This window comes from Natrinema gelatinilyticum (genome assembly GCF_024266705.1).
GTDB classification, from domain to species: Archaea; Halobacteriota; Halobacteria; order Halobacteriales; family Natrialbaceae; genus Natrinema; species Natrinema gelatinilyticum.
The window spans coordinates 657465-673626 of the sequence record NZ_CP100757.1 but is presented as its reverse complement, the minus strand read 5'-3'; the positions used below and the strand labels follow the sequence as shown (position 1 = coordinate 673626).

The following is a 16162-nucleotide window of genomic DNA, read 5'->3' as shown; positions in this document are numbered from 1 at the left end:
AACCAGACATCCTATTCTCACGAACTCTCCTTCGTGGTGACGCACGCGTGCGAACCGCCACGATCGAGGCGGACACGAAGGGGGTCACGTAACGGATAAGACGGGGATCGGCGATCGACGAACGACTCGAGCCGTCGTGCTTCCGAGCAATCGACCGCTCCCGACCGATCGGCCGCGCGTGCCCATGGCGACGAGGTCGGCATCGACTGACGAGACGTATTTCAGCAGTTCGTCCGCTGGATTCCCACGACGGACGGCGGTCGTCACGCCGAGATTGCGGTCGCGTGCCATCTCCGCGACCGTTTCCGTGGCGTTTCGTCCGCCTTCCGTGAGCAACCCGACGATACTCCGCGACGCGTCCTCGAGATCGTACGGTGCTGGATCGACCACGTAAACGGTGTCGACCGCGGCATCGTATTTCTCGGCGACGTCGAGTGCGGTCTCTGCCGCGCGGATCGCACCGTCGCTCCCGTCGGTCGGAATCACTATCCGATCGTACGATATCGTTTCCGGTGCGGAGCCGTCGTCGTCCGTCAGGCGGACGGAAAGGACTGGAACGTCCGCGAGCGTGAGTACGCGTTCCGTCGTACTTCCCAGGCGGGCCCGATCCGCACCAGTCCGACCGTGAGTCCCCATTACGAGTAGGTCGACGCCGTATTCGTCCGCATACGCGAGAATTTCGCTGTAGGGGGTTCCCTCGCGAACCTCACGGGCAGCCTTCAGGTCCAACTCCTCGGCCCGGTCGGTGATTCGGATCGTCGCCTCTCGTCCCCGGCGCTCCGATGGCGCGAGGAGGTCCTCGCGCTCGTCGCGGGATATCGCGGGCGGTTCGCCGCTGGTGTCGACGACGTACAGCGTGTGCACCGCGGCGCCGTAAGTTCGAGCAAATTCGGTCGCGTGAGCGATAGTTGCTTCAGCACCCGCGCTGCCGTCGGTCGGAACGAGTATCGTACCGATCATATCGTTCCGTTCGATTCGAGCAGGTATCAAAAGCACCCACACGTTCATCGAACGTGACAGACGCGACGAGACGAGAACGGGGTCGGATATTTTGCAGAGCGCTGTCGAAGAATCGCTATGGCCTCGGTCGAACTCCCCGAACCCGCCGTCGACGGATCGACGAGCATCGAACGAGCGATCGCGACCAGGCAGAGTCGCCGTTCGTTCGCCCGAACGCCGATCGAAATAGAGGACGTCTCCCAGATACTGTGGGCGGCACAGGGCTGCACCCACGAACGGGACGGCGTCGAGATGCGCGCTGCACCCAGTGCCGGCGCGACCTATCCGCTTACCGTGTTTCTAGAGGTCGCGCCGAGTGGAAGCGAGCAACTGACGCCGGGGCTGTACCGATACGAATCGGAGCGCCACGGGCTCGAGGCGACGCTCGAGACTGCGATCCACGACGAATTCGCGGCGGCGTCACTGGGCCAGGCGGTCGTCGACACGGCACCGGTGACGGTCGTGCTGACGGCAGACTATGACCGAACGTGTCGGCAGTATCCCACCCACGGCGAGCGGTACGTCCATATGGAGGCCGGACACGTCGCGGAGAACGTTCACCTCGTGTGTGAGTCGCGCAGATTGAACACCTGTCCGGTCGGGGCGTTCTCCGAGCGCGACCTCGCGGACGCATTGTCCCTTCCCGATCGGCTGGCGCCGCTGTATCTGTTGCCGGTCGGTCACCCGTCGTCTCTCCCGGGATAGAGAATCCCGGCCCGTCGGTCGGGCGGGGAATTCGATCCGCGACCTCGAGGACCGAACCCGGAGTGTCACGACAGTGGTCGATACCGTGAGGTACGACCCACGGTGACGCATTGGCACCGCCGTGACGTTACCGGACCACGGTGACGCTAACCGGTGATCGGCGAACGACTATTTCGGCGACGCTGCCGAGTAACATCCGCGCCGTCCCGATACGTCCGTGGCCCCCGACTACGATCTGGTCGATATCGTTGTCTTCGGCGTAGTCGACGATCTCGCGCGCCGGTTCGCCGATCGCGGAATCGGTCGAGAGGTCCGCATCGTAATCGGCCGCCAGCTCGCGCGCCTCGTCGAAGATTCGCTCTTCCTCTTCGGCGGCCCGTTGGTACCATTCCCTGGAGCCGTGCGGCGGTTCGTTTCGCACGTCCACGTCGGTCGCGGAACTGTACCCCGGATCGCTCGGATCGATCACGTGGAGCGCGATGACCGAGATGGAACCCTCTTCGTCGAGTGCGTACTCGAGCGCTCGTTTCGACAGCGGCGATCCATCGACGGGCACGAGCAGTTGACGAGACATCAGGGGCTCGTACCTCGTGTAGTCTCAAAATACTATCCGGACCGCTGTGCGATCCGCCCACCTCGAGCGATTCGTCTCGAGTACCATCACCGTCCCGTCTCGAGTGTCGGCTCGTCACCAGCCGAGTCGAGCGGTCCCGTGCGAGCGGGGTCATTCCTCGAGGAGCCAGCCGAAGCGCTTCTCCCAGAATGCCTCGTTCGGCGGCTTCTTGCTCCGTCCGTAGGTCTTCTCGTCGCGGATTTGCCGATCCAGGACCTCGCGCACCTCGTTGAGCGCGTGGCTCGCACCGTAGCCCTCCCCGGAGGCGATGTACAGGCCCCGATCGGTGTGTAACCGGATGCGGGCGAGTAGCAGCGGCGTCCCGCGGCGGGTCTCGTCGTGTTCGTGGAGGTGGATCTTCGCGTCGAGCACGGTCATCTCGTGATCCCTGTCGTCGAACGTGTCGATCATAGCGACGATATCGTCGTAGGTCGCGTCGTCTATCAGGTCGGTCCCGTAGATCTGAACGGCCCGGTTGCCGCCGACCTCCCACGTGAGCGACTCGAGAATATCGGTTTTCGTGACGATCCCGAACGGCTGGCCGTCGGTCGTGACGACCAGCGATGAACCGCCGATCTCGAACATCTTTTCGATCGCCGTCTCGAGCGTCTCGGTCGGCGGGATCGTCCGCACCGGTGTCGACATGACGTCGCGGACCGGGAGGTCGAGGACCCGTGCGGGTTCGCCCTCTCGAGCGCCGAAGCCGCCCCGGCGCGAGCGCCCAGTGCTGGCGGAGATGTCGCCTCCGAACGGGTCCGTTCCGCCCGCATCGCCGCCCTTACTCTGTACTTCTGCTCGAACCGTCAGACCGGTCACATCGTAAAGGCTGAGGATGCCGACTGCCGTGTTCGACTCGACGACGGGGAGGTGGGTGATGTGGTTTTCCCGGAACACGTTGAGTGCATCACCGAACGTCGACGCCGGATCGACCGAGACGAGGTCGTCCGAGTAGGCCTCGGCGACTGTCGCCGCGTCGAGAAACGGCGTGACCTTCCGTAGAATCGCGTCGGCGGTGACGACGCCGACCAGTTCCCGGCCCTCGAATACCGGAAGCAACTGGGAGTCGCTCTCGATCATGAGCTGTGCCACCTTCCGAACGTCCTCGTCCGGCGTGAGTCGGGGGACGTGCCAGACCAACGATCCGAGTTTTTCGTCGGGTTGACGATGCGACGTGGCAAGTTGTCTTCTGGTGACGACTCCTTCGAACCCCTCACCTCGTATCAGGACGCCCTTGACGTCCGAATCGTCGAACGTCCCGACGAGCTTCGATACCGGCGTCTCCGGAGTGAATTCGACGTACTCGTCCGAAACGATGTCAGTTATTTCCATGGGTGTTGGTGAATTGATGATCCTGGTGCTCAGTTGCTCCGTTGTTCGGTCTGCGATACGATTCGGTCCCGATACGAAGAGACTGGGCGAGTGGGAGCGTCGTCGCCGTTTTCTCCTGTCTTCCCATTCTCTCAGTATCTGACGGCCTGGGTCGTCACCGCCGGTATTCGGAAGCGAGTTTCGTCTCTTCGTGTCACGGGGACGCCTCCATCTTCCGTTACGGTTCCGTCGTCAGATATTCCATCGCCTTCTCGTCGGGCACTTGCGCGAAGTCCTCGTAGAACTGTCCGACGCCTCTGAAGCCGCTCGGCGTTTCGAGACAGACGACCTCGTCGGTTTCGTCAGCCAGTTCGTGGATGGTACGTGGCGGACCGACCGGGATCGCGAGCACGATCCGCTCGGCGTCCGTTTCGTTGAGACACCTGAGGCACGCCCTCGCGGTCGATCCAGTCGCCACGCCGTCGTCGACAACGATGACCGTTTCACCTGACAGATCGGGTTTCGGCCGGTCGCCACGATACCGATCGGCCTTCCGACGCGCGTTCGCTGCCTCCTCCGCACGCTTTTCTTCGAAGTAGTCGGAATCCACCCCCACACCGCGCAACGCGGCCTCGTTTCGCCAGACGCTTCCGTCGCTCGCGACGGCACCGATGGCGTACTCCGGGTTTCCCGGCGCGCCGATTTTTTTCGCGACGACGATGTCGAGTGGGACGTCCAGCGCATCGGCGACCGCGCGCCCGAGCGGGAGACCGCCCCGCGGGATCGCGAGCACGATATCTGCGTCGATCCCTCGATCGCGGATCTCCTCGGCGAGTTGCACTCCCGCGTCAGTTCTGTCCGCAAATCGTTGAACTCCCTCCATCGGTCGGACACGACGCGACACAGTGGCATATAACGTGGGTATCGACCGATGGAACGGAACGATCGCGGAGGTCCACTGCGGGAACGAAGACAATACCCGGGCAAGAGTCCCTCCGTCCGGTCGCGTTCCAGCCGTAGAGGCTGTTACTCGTACTCGAGCCCCTGTAGGTCGTACCGGTAGGTTCGCGTCTCTTTTTTCACGACGAGCACGTGCGTGTCGCCTTCTCGCTCGAGGCTGTCGAAGTGGTTCCCGAGGTTGCCGGGATTCAGGGAGGAACTGCCATCTCGAAGCCCGAATCGGAGGGTCGCTTTCGGTTGGCGGACGTCGTCTACCTGCTTAGCTCGGACCGAAAGCACGTCACCGATCTCCCCAATCTCGACCGTCCCAGTGAGTTCCCACGTGTGATCGCCATACTCTAGCTCTGTTCCGGCGAGCTCCGGCCACTGTGTCTCGTCCATGGACACAACTCCCACGAAGAGTACAATCGTCTTTTCGCCTCTCAACGATTCGACGGATTTCGCGATCGCTTCATCTGCAACTCGATTCCATCCGCGCCGGGACGCAGAGACGGTGCGATGAACGTCGCTTCGGTGGTACCCTCGATACCGGCGTGGTGGCCGTATCCGTTCGTTCGTCTCGAGTTTCCCCACTCATGTCAACCGCGACCGCTCGCTTCGTTCGCTGGGCAGTGACGACCGCGGATCACGAGTCGGGCTCGAGTGCTGCCCTCGCTCGTCGCGCGGTGTCTCGCAACAGGAGGACGTCGTCGGTGAACACTTCGACCGCAACGGTCTCGTCGAATCCCGCGAGGTGCTCCGTGACGATATCGTAGTTTATTTCGCCAGCGCCGATCGGGAGATGGGTGTCGCCGCGGCTCCGGACGTCGTGGACGTGGAGGTGCGAGACGAGGTCGCCGTACTGCGAACAGAACCGGTCGACGCCGTCATTTCCGTCTTCCATGTACGCGTGACCCACGTCGAAACAGACTGCGGTCTCTGTATCCCGTGCGATATCGCCGAGAACCGTCAGTGGGAACCCTCGCTTTTGATGACCGACGTTTTCGACGACGAGTTCGACGCCGGTATCGTCGGCAGCCGTCGCAATGGCCGTCAACTGATCGGCGAAGAGAGGGCGGAGGTCTGTATCGTGCGGATTTCGGGCTGTTCCGTGAAGAACGGCTTTTTCGGCCCCGACGGACCCGGCCCACTCGAGCAGGGTCTCCAAGTAGTCCACGATTGCGTCGTTGATTTGGTGAACCGGCGTCACGATTACCTGTTTGAACGGCAGGTGGACGCAGAGATCGGCACGTGCGTCGGTAAGTGTCGTCTCGAGTCTGTCCGCGTTGATGTCCTCGACGTCGGTACCGTCGCCGATCGACAGCTCAGCGAACTCGAATCCCGGTATCGTTCGTTCCAACCGCTCGAGCGAGTCGCCGACGGTGAGGCCCACGTCCATACGACCACATCCGTCGCCACCGACTTAACGGCGCTGGCGTCTCGGGTTTCGACGACAGCTATCGACGCCCGAAACCGGCATCGGGCGTCCGGTGTCTTGCAACGGACAGGACCGACCGAGACTCGAGAGCAGGGAGTGGACGATTCTGTCTCGAGCCACCGTTTTCCTGTCTGCATCGAGTAGCTGGGATGTTCACAGCAGCGTGTTGTTCCACAACGATACGATCTGACGCCAGTCGCTATCGAAACCGGCCCGATGCGGAGCACGGAATCATTCTTGCCCTTCCCCGAGCAAACCATTGGCATGGCCCTGGAATTCGGGTACGGACCGACGGGACGAAGCTCGATCGTACCGACGCCCGACGAACTCGTCGTCCATTTGCGCGAAGCAGGTGCAACGACGATCTACCTGTCGCGAACCGATGCCTTTCGCGACGACGTCGTTCCGATCACAGCGACCTACACGGCCCCGTCACAGGAGCCAGCGTACGGACCGGATTCCGAGACGGTCCGTCGGATGCTCCGGCGTGTGTTCGACGCAATCGACGACCGGCTCCGATTTCACGGACGTGAATGGGTCCTCGAGTGGTCCGTCGAACCCGCGTTCACCGAGCCGCGAACGGATCTCATTCCGCTGTACGATCGCAGGATCGAGCGAACGTACGGTGACGGGTTCAACCTCTGGAATCTTTATTTCGTCTACGAAGAACACAGCAACTCGTCCACTGACGCGTAAGCGGGAGCAGGACGTCGCCCATCGACTCGCGGACGTGGCGGTTGCATCCCCACAATAGTCGCTTCTCGTGGGTCGCTCCTCGTCGGCCGTGGTTACGCTACCCTGTCGCGGTCGCCCTCCTCCGACACGGATGCCTCGAGTCGGGCGTCGGTGATCCGCAATCGTCCCCAGGTGCCGTACCACTCACGCTCGAACTCGAACTCGATGGGACGAAACATGTGCGGTCCGTCGGTCACGACCGTCTGAAACTCTCCCCCCTCCCCCAGCAGATGAACGCCGTACTCGCGGTGGAGGTCGGTCAGTTCCGCGAGCGCCTCGCTGTCCAGCCGTCGGCCGAGCCAGGACGCGTCGAACCCGGGCGCCGCCACCTCGACGAACACGATCTCGAGACCGGCTTCGATCATCGTTTCCAGGAGGTCGGACGGGTCCGCATGCCACAGCGGCGCGTCGAAGGCACACCCGAGGCGCTCACACATCGAACGGAGCCGATTGGCCTGGTAGTCACTCTCGACGGTCCCGGCGATGAGCCCTCTCAAGCCACCGACGAGTTCGGCGTCCAGCCGTCGAAGGGCGGTCTCGAGGGGTTCGATTTTCGCGTCTCCCGCCTGCCTCGAGACGCGTTCGTCCCTCCCGCTGATATCGGGAGGTTCGACGTCGACGGAGGGGATTGCGACGTCGACTACGGGGATGCCGATGCTCTCTGCGGCTAAACGGGTCACCGACCGTGCGGGCGCGTGGTAGACGTGAGAGCCCGCGGGCGGATTGACGATCACGAGCCTGCAGACGTCCCGGCCAGCCTCGAGGGCCCGGGACAGCGCCCACACGGACTCTTTGCCGCCGGAGAAGAGGACGGCCCATCCGCCGCCGGGTTCGGACATACGGCCCATTTTCCGTCACGGGATATATCTCTGTGGTCCGGTGACGAACGGTACGATTACCGTCGAAAACGGGCAATGACTGGGACGGTATTCGGGGGCCTCGATACGCCGCCCGTCCGTCGCTGTCGACAGTAATTGATTGCGTACCAGTAACAAGTTATTACACTCGTACGATCGTAATGGACCGGGGTCGTCGATCTATTCGCTGGCCCTGCCGGTCGTTCCCTCCACCGCCCGTGAAACGCTTGAAACGATCGGGAAATACTGTATTTCCGCAATCAAATCCGCGAAGTCAATCGTTACAAAGATTTCTACAGCGTATTTCCTGAGCATCCTGAGCATCCAGACGACTGGACAGCACGGACGGGCGCTGATTGGTCGCCGCCGGATGTATCCGGCCGATCACATCGTCGGCGTGCGTCGGCACCCCTCGTACGGATAAGCTTTAACTCGCCACGAGTGGCCCTCTCACTGGGCAGTCGGAATGCCCGTGTGAAGCGCCATGACCAATGGAAGTGATCCCTTCGACGGATTTGAAAAGCAACTCAACCGGCTACAGCAGCAGTTCGAAAACATGACGAAAATGTGGGATCCCAGGCAGTTCGGATTTCCGGAGTCGGAGATGACGGAAATGGGGGTCGATCTGGTTGATCAAGGTGACGAGTTCGTGCTCACGGCGGACGTTCCCGGCTTCGAAAGAGACGAAATTGACGTCCGTCTATCGGATCGCACGCTCAATATCACGGCGGAACACGAGGAATCGACCGAAGAACAGGAGGAACTGTATCTCAAGAGCGAACGGGCACACAAGTCGATCACCCGCTCGGTTCGGATCCCGGAGCCGGTCGACGAAGAGAACGTGAGTGCGACGTACAACAACGGGGTGCTCACCCTCACGCTCCCCAAGCAGGAACCGAGCGACGTCGGCGGACACAGGATCGAAGTCGAATAACCGTCCCGCCTTCGTCGTGTTGCAGCTGCGACCCCCTTGAGGAATAGCGTCGTGATGAGCGATGAGGCGCCGGAACGGGCCGACCTTCGTGTATCGCCCGTTCCGTTCTGGATATGGGTGTCGTTCGGTGCGTTCCGAAAGGGAGGCCATCGAAACGCGTCCGCGCTCACGTTCGACGACGGGGTCCGGGGTTCGGCTACTCGTCGATCCGTTCACTGACCGTTCTCAGTCGATCGACGGCACCGATGTCGTCGATGACCGACGCAACCGGGTCGGGAACGAGGTGTCGCCACGGGTCTCCGCCAATTATTCGGCGTCGGATTTCGGTTCCCGAGTACTGGTCGCGTCGGTAAAGCCGGACGCCCCGGACCTCGAGTCCGGCTTCTTCGAACAGGCGTCTCACGAGCGGATTGTTCGAGTACGCGACGTCGAACGATGGTGCCGTGGCCGTGACATGCGACACCCAGACTGCGTTGCGGTGGAGATCCTCGATCGGGACGACGAACGTCGAATTCTCTGGCCCCGCCATCGTTCGATGTATCATCTCGACTCGTTCGCCCGCGGTGAAGGGGTTGTCGACGGTGTGTGACGCCTGTGCACTTCCGACGCCGATCACGATTTCGTCTACTTCCGCCGTAATATCCGCAACGAAGGAGCGGTGACCGAGATGAAACGGCTGAAACCGGCCGACGAAGAATCCCCGCATGCGGATCAACTCGGTTCTGAATCGCCTGCGCGTCGCGAGACGAACTCGTGCCGACTCATCGATCGACGGCGTACGATTTCAGTGCGTCCGCTATCTTCGCGGCCTTTCGGGTCGCGGGCTCCGAAGGCGGCGCCGTCCGGTAGGCGATCGTGGCCCGTTCTCCGTCTCGGTTCGCGGAACTCGTCCCGACGATCGCGACGAGCATTCCATTTGTCGTCCGGTACTTCGTTCCCTCCTCGCTGTCGGAGGTGGTGAGCCCGTGTACCGCATCGGTGATATGGTCGTGAGCGTCGGCAACGGCGATATCGAGGTCGATTGATTCGAATTCTGGCCGTGCGAGTGCTTCCTCGAGTTGGATCATGGTGTAGCAATTCTCGAGTCGACGCGTCGTACGGAAAGGCTTGCGGTACCTACTATCGCGGAATACGATTCCACTGCAGTCCGCGATTCGATCGTCACACTGGTTCCGTTCACGGGTTCTTACATCTCTCGTTCGAGTACTTCGATACCGACGAGCGACTCTCCAGTAAGCGCGCGGGCGTACGCACCGCCGGCGATCGAAACGCGGGAGAAGTCGTCCTCGTCCAAATCGTACAGTTCGATCGATCGGGAGGTGTCTCCCCCGCCGACAACCGAGAAGCAGTCGGCGTCGGCAATCGCCGTGAGGACCTCGACGGTCCCGTGTGCGAACCGGTCGTCCTCGAAGACGCCGAGGGCGCCCTTGACGAAGACTGCTGCTGACTCGGAAACGAGGTCGGCGTAGCGGTCGGCCGTCTCGGAGCCGATGTCGAGGAACGACGTTCTCTTTGTGGTGCCCTCGACGGCCGTCTCCGCGCGCTCACCGTGTTCGTCCTCGTAGGCGAGATCGCTCGGGAGGAACAGGCAGTGTCCGTACTCCTCGAGCACCCGTTCGATAGTCTCGCGGTGGGCATCCCACTGGTGGTCGAAGAGCGCGGTTCCATGGACGTCGTATCCGACGTCGTGACCGCTGGCCCGAAGGAAGAGTTCGCCGACGATACCGCCGAGACAGAACTGGTCGACGGTGTCGGCGACCCGTTCGATGACCGGGATAGCGTCCTCGGCTTTCTTGCCGCCGAGGATCATGGTGACGGTGCCGTCGAATTCGCGTTCGCGGATGGCGGTGTTCGCCGTGTACTCGCGTTCCATCACGCGACCTGCGTACGCGTCCATGACCTGCGGGAAGCCAACGATCGAGGCGTGAGACCGGTGTGCGGTAGAGTAAGCGTCGTCGACGTACGCATCGAACTTCGGTGCGAGCGTCTGAACGAGCTTCGTTTCGGCTTTGATCGCCGGTTTCTCTTCGGGTAATTCCCCGTCGCACATTCTGACGTTTTCGAGGAGGAGCACGTCCCCTGGCTCGAGTTCGTCGATCGCCGCGAGGGCGTCCGGACCGTCGGTGTCGGCGACGAAATCGACCGGCCTGTGGATGTGATCGGCGAGGAGCGCGGCGTGTTGCTCGAGGGAGACGAACGTTTCACGGCCCGGCCGTCCCTGGTGGGCGAGGAGGGCAATCGCGTGGTCGTCGTCGAGCAGTTCCAGGATCGTCTCCGCGTGGCGGGCGAACCGGCGGCTATCTCGGACGATACCGTTCTCGACGGGTGCGTTGACGTCGATCCGCACAAGTAGCCGCTGTCCCGCATCGAGGTCGTCGATGGTTCGAAACGTGGTCATGTGGTGGATGCGTGAGGTCGTCGCGATCGCTCGGCTGACTGATTCGAGCGTACCGACACCTGTCGATCAGGGTATCAGTGCGCGACCGCTTCTTCGGTCCCGATGGACTCCGTCTCGCTGGCGACGTACGCCGCAAGTTTCAACATCTGCATCGAGAAGCCGTACTCGTTGTCGTACCAGGTCAGGACCCTCGCGAAATCGTCCGCGACGACCATCACGGACTCCAGGTCGACGTACGAGGGAAACGGCAGCCCGATGATGTCCCGCGAGACGATTTCCTCGTCCGTGTACCCGAGAACGCCCGCGAGTTCACCGTCAGCCGCCTTGCGAATCGCGTCGGCGATCTCGTCTTCCGTGACGTCGGTCTCGAGATTGAGGGTCAGGTCGGTGATGGACCCGTCCGGAACCGGGACGCGCATCGCCATCCCGTCGAGTTTGCCCTCGAGTTCGGGCAGGACTTTGGTCGCGGCGATCGCGGCACCGGTCGTGGTCGGAACGATATTTTCGGCGGCTGCGCGGCCGCGACGACGCTTGTCGAGCGGGCCGTCGACCAGCCCCTGGCTCCCGGTGTAGGCGTGGACGGTCATGAGCAGGCCAGAATCGATGCCGAATTCGTCGTCGAGTACCTTCACGACCGGTGCGACCGAGTTCGTCGTGCAGGACGCATTCGAGATGACGTCCGCACCGTCGTATTCCTCGTGATTGACGCCGTAGACGAACATCGGGACCTCCGTCTCCCCTTTCGGCGGGGCCGAGATGATGACCTTGTCGGCGCCCGCGTCCAGGTGCATGGCTGCCTCGTCGTACGTCCGGAACAGGCCCGTCGCTTCGAAGGCGACGTCGATCTGGAAGTCGTCCCACGGAAGGTTCGACGGGTCGTGTTCGGAGAGCAGTTTGATCTCCTGAGAGCCGACGAAGAGAGTATCTCCCTGGCGAGTGACGTCGTCGAACCGGCCGTGAACCGAGTCGTACCGGAAGAGATACTCCATGTCGTCGTCGTCCATGACGTCGTTTATGGCGACGATTTCAATGTCGTCGCGCGATAGCGACGCACGCAAGATAGTGCGGCCAATTCGCCCGAACCCGTTGAGTCCGATTCGGAGCGTCTCGCTCGACCCCGCACTACCGCTGTACGAATGGTTCCCCATGTATGTCGTGTCTCCTCCTGCCGTTAAATCCGTTGCGCCCTATCAGTTAGAAAACGGTAGGTTTCGCTCGAGCAGCCTCCGGATGACGTCGACCATTGCGCCATTGGTCCCGATCACCGCGAAATCGTCGCGTGTTCTCCCGCCACGATACGGTCGACTTCGTCGCGGTCGACGATCGCGACGTCGCCGGGTATCGTTCGTTTGAGGGCGGCAACGGCGGCCCCGTATTCGAGCGCCGTCCCGACGTCGACTCCCTCAAGCCGACTCGCGAAAAAGCCGCCGACGAAGGCGTCGCCCGTTCCGATCGGGGCGATCGTCTCCGTTTCGAATGCAGACCGGTCGACGAGCGTCCCTCCGTGGTACGCCACTGCGCCGTCCGATCCACACGTTATCACGACCGTTTCGAATCCCCACTCGTCGGCAAGTGTGGTCGCGATTTCGTCCGCCTCACCGGTCGCCTCGAGGACATTGCGGGCGTCACGGACCGGCGTGACGAGCGCGTCGATCGACGGGAAGTACGTCTCGATCGTTTCGCGCGCCTCGGCCGGGGACCACAACTTGCTTCGATAGTTGACGTCGAACGCGGTCTGCACGCCGGCCTCTCGGGCGATCTCGAGCAGATCGCCGACCGTCCGTTCGAGCGTCGCGGACAGCGCGGGTGTAATACCGGAGGTGAGAAAGACGGCTGCGTCTTCGAGTAGGTCGGTGGAGAGTTCGTCGACGGTTGCGGTCGTTACCGCGGCGTCGGCCCGGTCGTATACGACGTCGGTTCCCCGCGGTTCTCCCGCGATTTCGAGGTAGTAGACCCCCTGTCGACCGGTTTCGGTCCAGACGACGTCCGCGTCCAGCCCGTAGCGCTTCAGATCCGAAATGACCCGCCGTCCCAGCGCAGTATCCGGCAGTTTGGAAATCCACGTCGCGTCCGCCCCGAGGCGGGCGGCAGCGACCGCCGCATTACTTTCGGCACCGCCCGGATACACGTCGAACGCCGTCGCGGTTTCGAAGCGTTCGTGACGAGGGGGCGACAGCCTGAGCATCGTTTCACCGAACGTGACGAGGTCCGTCATACGTCCGTGGTCGACGGCTGTCGACATAGTTGGGCGGGACGTCACCTGTCGTCTCTCGGTGGGCCGATCCAGTCTCGTGTCGCGGTGGATCGCTGCGTTCTGTTTCCTCCGTGCACGGACGGTGCGTCGGACCTTTCGATCGACTCATCGTGACTGCGCGTTCGCCCGGACCCACAGTACGTTTCTGCGATAAAACGGGAACGTAGGCTGTCGAAGCCGAACCTGTACCTGTATCTAGTCCTTTTGTTAGACTGGGGACCGTTAGGAAACGCACACAGATGACAACGGACCACGCTACAGCCGCGGTACTCGGAGGTTCTGTGTCCGGGCTTGCTGCGGCGACGGGGCTGAACGACGTAACGGCGATCGATCGAGTGACCGTCTTCGAACGCCAGGAATACGACGAAAAGCGAGTCGATTGTGGGGAGGCGATAAACGATGCGACGCTGATACCGCTCGAGAAGACGCCCGAAAACGGATTCGTCAACGACATCGACGGGTTCCGATTATACGTGTACGACGGTGTCGATCGCCCGTCTGAAACGGATCCGTTGGCGACATCGGATCTGCGATGTGCTCCGGGATACATCTGTGAACGGGCCGTCGTTGAACGACGATGGGCGGCTGAGCTGGCGTCCAGGGGCGTCGAATTCCGAACCGGTCGATCCGTCACTCCTGCGGAGTACGCGGACATCGTCGAGACGTACGATTACGTCGTCGACGCAACGGGACACCCGTCTCTGACGCTCAGAACCACGGGTCAAACACGGGAATATACCGGCGAGATGGTCGCTCTCAACGCGACGGTCGACGGCGACTTCTCAGGATACGTGAACCGGCCGCGCATCTTTTTCGAAGGATACGTCGGATACTCGTGGGCGTTCCCGAAATCGGAGCGCCACGCGAACGTCGGAATCGGGTGGGCGGGTGACAGGCGACCGGATGCCTATTTCGCCGCCCTCGAGTCGGCTGCGGACCGGAACGCGTTTCCGAAGCCGGAACGAGAGCAGGTGAACGTCGCCACCATTCCAAAAGGCCCCAGCCTCGACCCTGCCAATGTGTACTTCCCCGACGGGAACGTGTTTCTCGTCGGTGACGCGGCCGGAATCGCCAATCGATACCAGGGCGAGGGAATCTGTCAGGGGATCAGGTCGTCGTATCTCCTCACCGACCTGATCGCGGAGGGAAACGAGGCTTCGTACCCGCAAGCACTGGATTCGTCGATGACGTCCGAGTACCGCCTCGCTCAGCTGATGCGCGGCGTGTGGGTCGAACACGAGGATCCCGAGTTACTGGCGGCGGTCGCAGAGGCGCTCGACGGACTGACGATCGACGACATAACACGTCGACCCGCGACCGTGATTCGCCGCATCGCGAGTCGACCGACGACCGCGATCAGACTCGTCTCAGATATCGGAATGATTCGGCGCCTCTACGACTCGGCGACGAACTCGTGGGAATACACCGAGGAGAACGGGTCGAGACGGGCCACCGATGAAAACGGATCACGAATGTAACGGTGACGGGACTCGCCGGGGCTGACAGCCGGTGGGGCGATGTCTCAATCCACTCGCTACTCGTCGTCTCCGCCCGCCAGTAGCAGTCTCCGGCGCTCGACATCGGAACCGAACGATCGCACCCGACTGTCGCGCTAGCCGCCGCTCTCTCGAGTCGAAGTGACGGTTTCCGGCTTAAGAGGCTCCTAATTGTATCGTTTCCGTTCAGTTGGAAATATCGCCGCCAATCTTATTCCTCGAATAAGTAAAGCAGAGTAGCCGCGTCGTTCGTTCGACGAACATCATGACTGATCGCCTCTCGCGACGGAGTCTACTGGGTATAGCTGGCGGTACGATCGTAACTGGGCTTGCCGGTTGTCTGACAGGGAGCGACCAATCGGCGAACAATGACGGGCCGGAGGATACGTCTGAGAACTCTACGACGGATCAAGAAAGCGGGGACGATGGCAATACCTCGTCCGAGAACGAGACCAATGGTGAGGGAACCGAAAGCCCGTCCAGTGCTGCAGACGTTACCATGTTGACGAACGATTCCGGGACGCACTTCGACCCCCACGTCGTCCGCATCGAACCGGGTGAGGCAGTCACGTGGACCCTGGAAAGCGGAACCCACACGACGACCGCGTACGCCGCTTCGAACGACAAACCCCAGCGGATTCCAGACGATGCAGAGGCGTGGGACAGCGGTTCGATGTCAGAGCAAGGCGCGACGTTCGAACACACCTTCGAAACCGAAGGGGTCTACGACTACTACTGTCGCCCGCACGAGAGTACGGGGATGCTGGGAAGCGTCATCGTCGGGGATCCCGATCTCGAGGGCCAGCCCGGACTGGCAGAGCCACAGTCTGCCCTCCCTGATGCCACCCAGACGAAGATCCACGAACTAAACGAGATGGTCCGCGGTGGGGGGGAAGGCGGACACGATCACGGTCACGAGGACGGCCACTGACCGACTCTAGGCGGGCTGTCGGTCACACTTGGCCGTGTTCGTTGATGGACGACGTGTTCGCTTCCGCCGTCCGCTTTCCTCCGTTTCTGCGTCACACTTCCGCGACAAGTGGACACGATTATCACCGACTCCATCGTACACCGTACACGACCGATATGATCGTCGAAGTACGAACCAGCGAGCGAGTCGACATCGTCGACGTTACCTCGGACGTCGCAGAAACGATCCCCGCAGAAACCGACGACGGTATTTGCACCGTCTACGTTCCACACACGACGGCCGGAGTAATCGTCAACGAACACGAGAGCCGACTCCTGTCGGACGTCGAACGCGCACTCGAGCGACTCGTCCCACGTGACGAGGAGTACGGACACAACGTGATCGACGACAATGCAGACGCTCACGTGCGTGCGACTCTGCTCGGCGAGAGCGCTACAATCCCGGTGGTCGACGGGGACCTCGCGCTCGGAACGTGGCAGTCGATCCTGTTCGTCGATTGCGACGGACCTCGGACACGTCGGCTTCGAATTTCGGTCGTCGACGGGTGATCGGGGG

Annotated in this window: 18 protein-coding genes; 6 read left to right on the top strand and 12 right to left on the bottom strand. The window is 62.1% G+C overall.

Annotated elements, in window-relative coordinates; genetic code table 11:
* Positions 1-84: 84 nt before the first annotated feature.
* Positions 85-960, bottom strand: a complete 876-nt coding sequence (locus NJU76_RS21235; RefSeq protein ID WP_254533792.1) for a universal stress protein — start codon at positions 958-960, stop codon at positions 85-87.
* Between the two features lie 117 nt (positions 961-1077).
* Between NJU76_RS21235 and NJU76_RS21230 the strand changes: the two genes are divergently transcribed.
* Complete coding sequence (locus tag NJU76_RS21230) at positions 1078-1704, top strand: SagB/ThcOx family dehydrogenase (RefSeq protein ID WP_254533791.1); 627 nt, start codon at positions 1078-1080, stop codon at positions 1702-1704.
* A gap of 127 nt (positions 1705-1831) precedes the next feature.
* Here NJU76_RS21230 and NJU76_RS21225 read toward each other — a convergent pair whose 3' ends face one another.
* The 5 genes from NJU76_RS21225 to NJU76_RS21205 form a co-directional block, all read right to left on the bottom strand.
* Positions 1832-2278: a universal stress protein gene (locus tag NJU76_RS21225; protein WP_254533790.1), complete on the bottom strand. Its 447-nt coding sequence runs from the start codon at positions 2276-2278 to the stop codon at positions 1832-1834.
* A 150-nt stretch (positions 2279-2428) separates the two neighbouring features.
* Positions 2429-3646 (bottom strand): CBS domain-containing protein, encoded by a 1218-nt coding sequence (locus tag NJU76_RS21220; protein WP_254533789.1) that lies wholly within the window; start codon positions 3644-3646, stop codon positions 2429-2431.
* 217 nt (positions 3647-3863) lie between these two features.
* On the bottom strand, positions 3864-4508 hold the full coding sequence (locus NJU76_RS21215; protein WP_254533788.1) for a phosphoribosyltransferase: 645 nt from the start codon (positions 4506-4508) through the stop codon (positions 3864-3866).
* Between the two features lie 143 nt (positions 4509-4651).
* Positions 4652-4966 carry a hypothetical protein gene (locus NJU76_RS21210; protein WP_254533787.1) on the bottom strand — a complete coding sequence of 105 codons (315 nt, stop codon included), beginning with the start codon at positions 4964-4966 and terminating at the stop codon, positions 4652-4654.
* A 244-nt stretch (positions 4967-5210) separates the two neighbouring features.
* On the bottom strand, positions 5211-5963 hold the full coding sequence (locus NJU76_RS21205) for a sugar phosphate isomerase/epimerase family protein (protein WP_254533786.1): 753 nt from the start codon (positions 5961-5963) through the stop codon (positions 5211-5213).
* A 303-nt stretch (positions 5964-6266) separates the two neighbouring features.
* Here NJU76_RS21205 and NJU76_RS21200 point away from each other — a divergent pair, with 303 nt between their 5' ends.
* On the top strand, positions 6267-6698 hold the full coding sequence (locus tag NJU76_RS21200) for a hypothetical protein (protein WP_254533785.1): 432 nt from the start codon (positions 6267-6269) through the stop codon (positions 6696-6698).
* Between the two features lie 92 nt (positions 6699-6790).
* On the opposite strand, the gene NJU76_RS21195 is transcribed toward NJU76_RS21200, so the two are convergent.
* Entirely contained in the window at positions 6791-7576 is a 786-nt protein-coding gene (locus tag NJU76_RS21195; RefSeq protein WP_254533784.1) for a diphthine--ammonia ligase, read from the bottom strand.
* 502 nt (positions 7577-8078) lie between these two features.
* Here NJU76_RS21195 and NJU76_RS21190 point away from each other — a divergent pair.
* Positions 8079-8528, top strand: coding sequence for an Hsp20/alpha crystallin family protein (locus tag NJU76_RS21190; protein WP_254533783.1), 450 nt, complete (start codon positions 8079-8081; stop codon positions 8526-8528).
* 196 nt (positions 8529-8724) lie between these two features.
* On the opposite strand, the gene NJU76_RS21185 is transcribed toward NJU76_RS21190, so the two are convergent.
* The 5 genes from NJU76_RS21185 to kdgK1 form a co-directional block, all read right to left on the bottom strand.
* On the bottom strand, positions 8725-9234 hold the full coding sequence (locus tag NJU76_RS21185; RefSeq protein WP_254533782.1) for a nicotinamide-nucleotide adenylyltransferase: 510 nt from the start codon (positions 9232-9234) through the stop codon (positions 8725-8727).
* A 55-nt stretch (positions 9235-9289) separates the two neighbouring features.
* Positions 9290-9595 carry a hypothetical protein gene (locus tag NJU76_RS21180; RefSeq protein ID WP_254533781.1) on the bottom strand — a complete coding sequence of 102 codons (306 nt, stop codon included), beginning with the start codon at positions 9593-9595 and terminating at the stop codon, positions 9290-9292.
* A gap of 119 nt (positions 9596-9714) precedes the next feature.
* Entirely contained in the window at positions 9715-10926 is a 1212-nt protein-coding gene (locus NJU76_RS21175; protein ID WP_254533780.1) for a phosphoglycerate kinase, read from the bottom strand.
* A gap of 74 nt (positions 10927-11000) precedes the next feature.
* Entirely contained in the window at positions 11001-12074 is a 1074-nt protein-coding gene (gene gap, locus NJU76_RS21170; protein ID WP_254533779.1) for a type I glyceraldehyde-3-phosphate dehydrogenase, read from the bottom strand.
* 113 nt (positions 12075-12187) lie between these two features.
* Complete coding sequence (gene kdgK1, locus NJU76_RS21165; RefSeq protein WP_254533778.1) at positions 12188-13141, bottom strand: bifunctional 2-dehydro-3-deoxygluconokinase/2-dehydro-3-deoxygalactonokinase; 954 nt, start codon at positions 13139-13141, stop codon at positions 12188-12190.
* Between the two features lie 320 nt (positions 13142-13461).
* Here kdgK1 and NJU76_RS21160 point away from each other — a divergent pair, with 320 nt between their 5' ends.
* The 3 genes from NJU76_RS21160 to NJU76_RS21150 all read left to right on the top strand — a co-directional run bounded on the left by NJU76_RS21160 (position 13462) and on the right by NJU76_RS21150 (position 16155).
* Positions 13462-14658 carry an NAD(P)/FAD-dependent oxidoreductase gene (locus NJU76_RS21160; protein ID WP_254533777.1) on the top strand — a complete coding sequence of 399 codons (1197 nt, stop codon included), beginning with the start codon at positions 13462-13464 and terminating at the stop codon, positions 14656-14658.
* A 283-nt stretch (positions 14659-14941) separates the two neighbouring features.
* Complete coding sequence (locus NJU76_RS21155; RefSeq protein ID WP_254533776.1) at positions 14942-15607, top strand: plastocyanin/azurin family copper-binding protein; 666 nt, start codon at positions 14942-14944, stop codon at positions 15605-15607.
* Between the two features lie 155 nt (positions 15608-15762).
* Positions 15763-16155 carry a secondary thiamine-phosphate synthase enzyme YjbQ gene (locus NJU76_RS21150; RefSeq protein ID WP_254533775.1) on the top strand — a complete coding sequence of 131 codons (393 nt, stop codon included), beginning with the start codon at positions 15763-15765 and terminating at the stop codon, positions 16153-16155.
* Positions 16156-16162 lie beyond the last annotated feature (7 nt).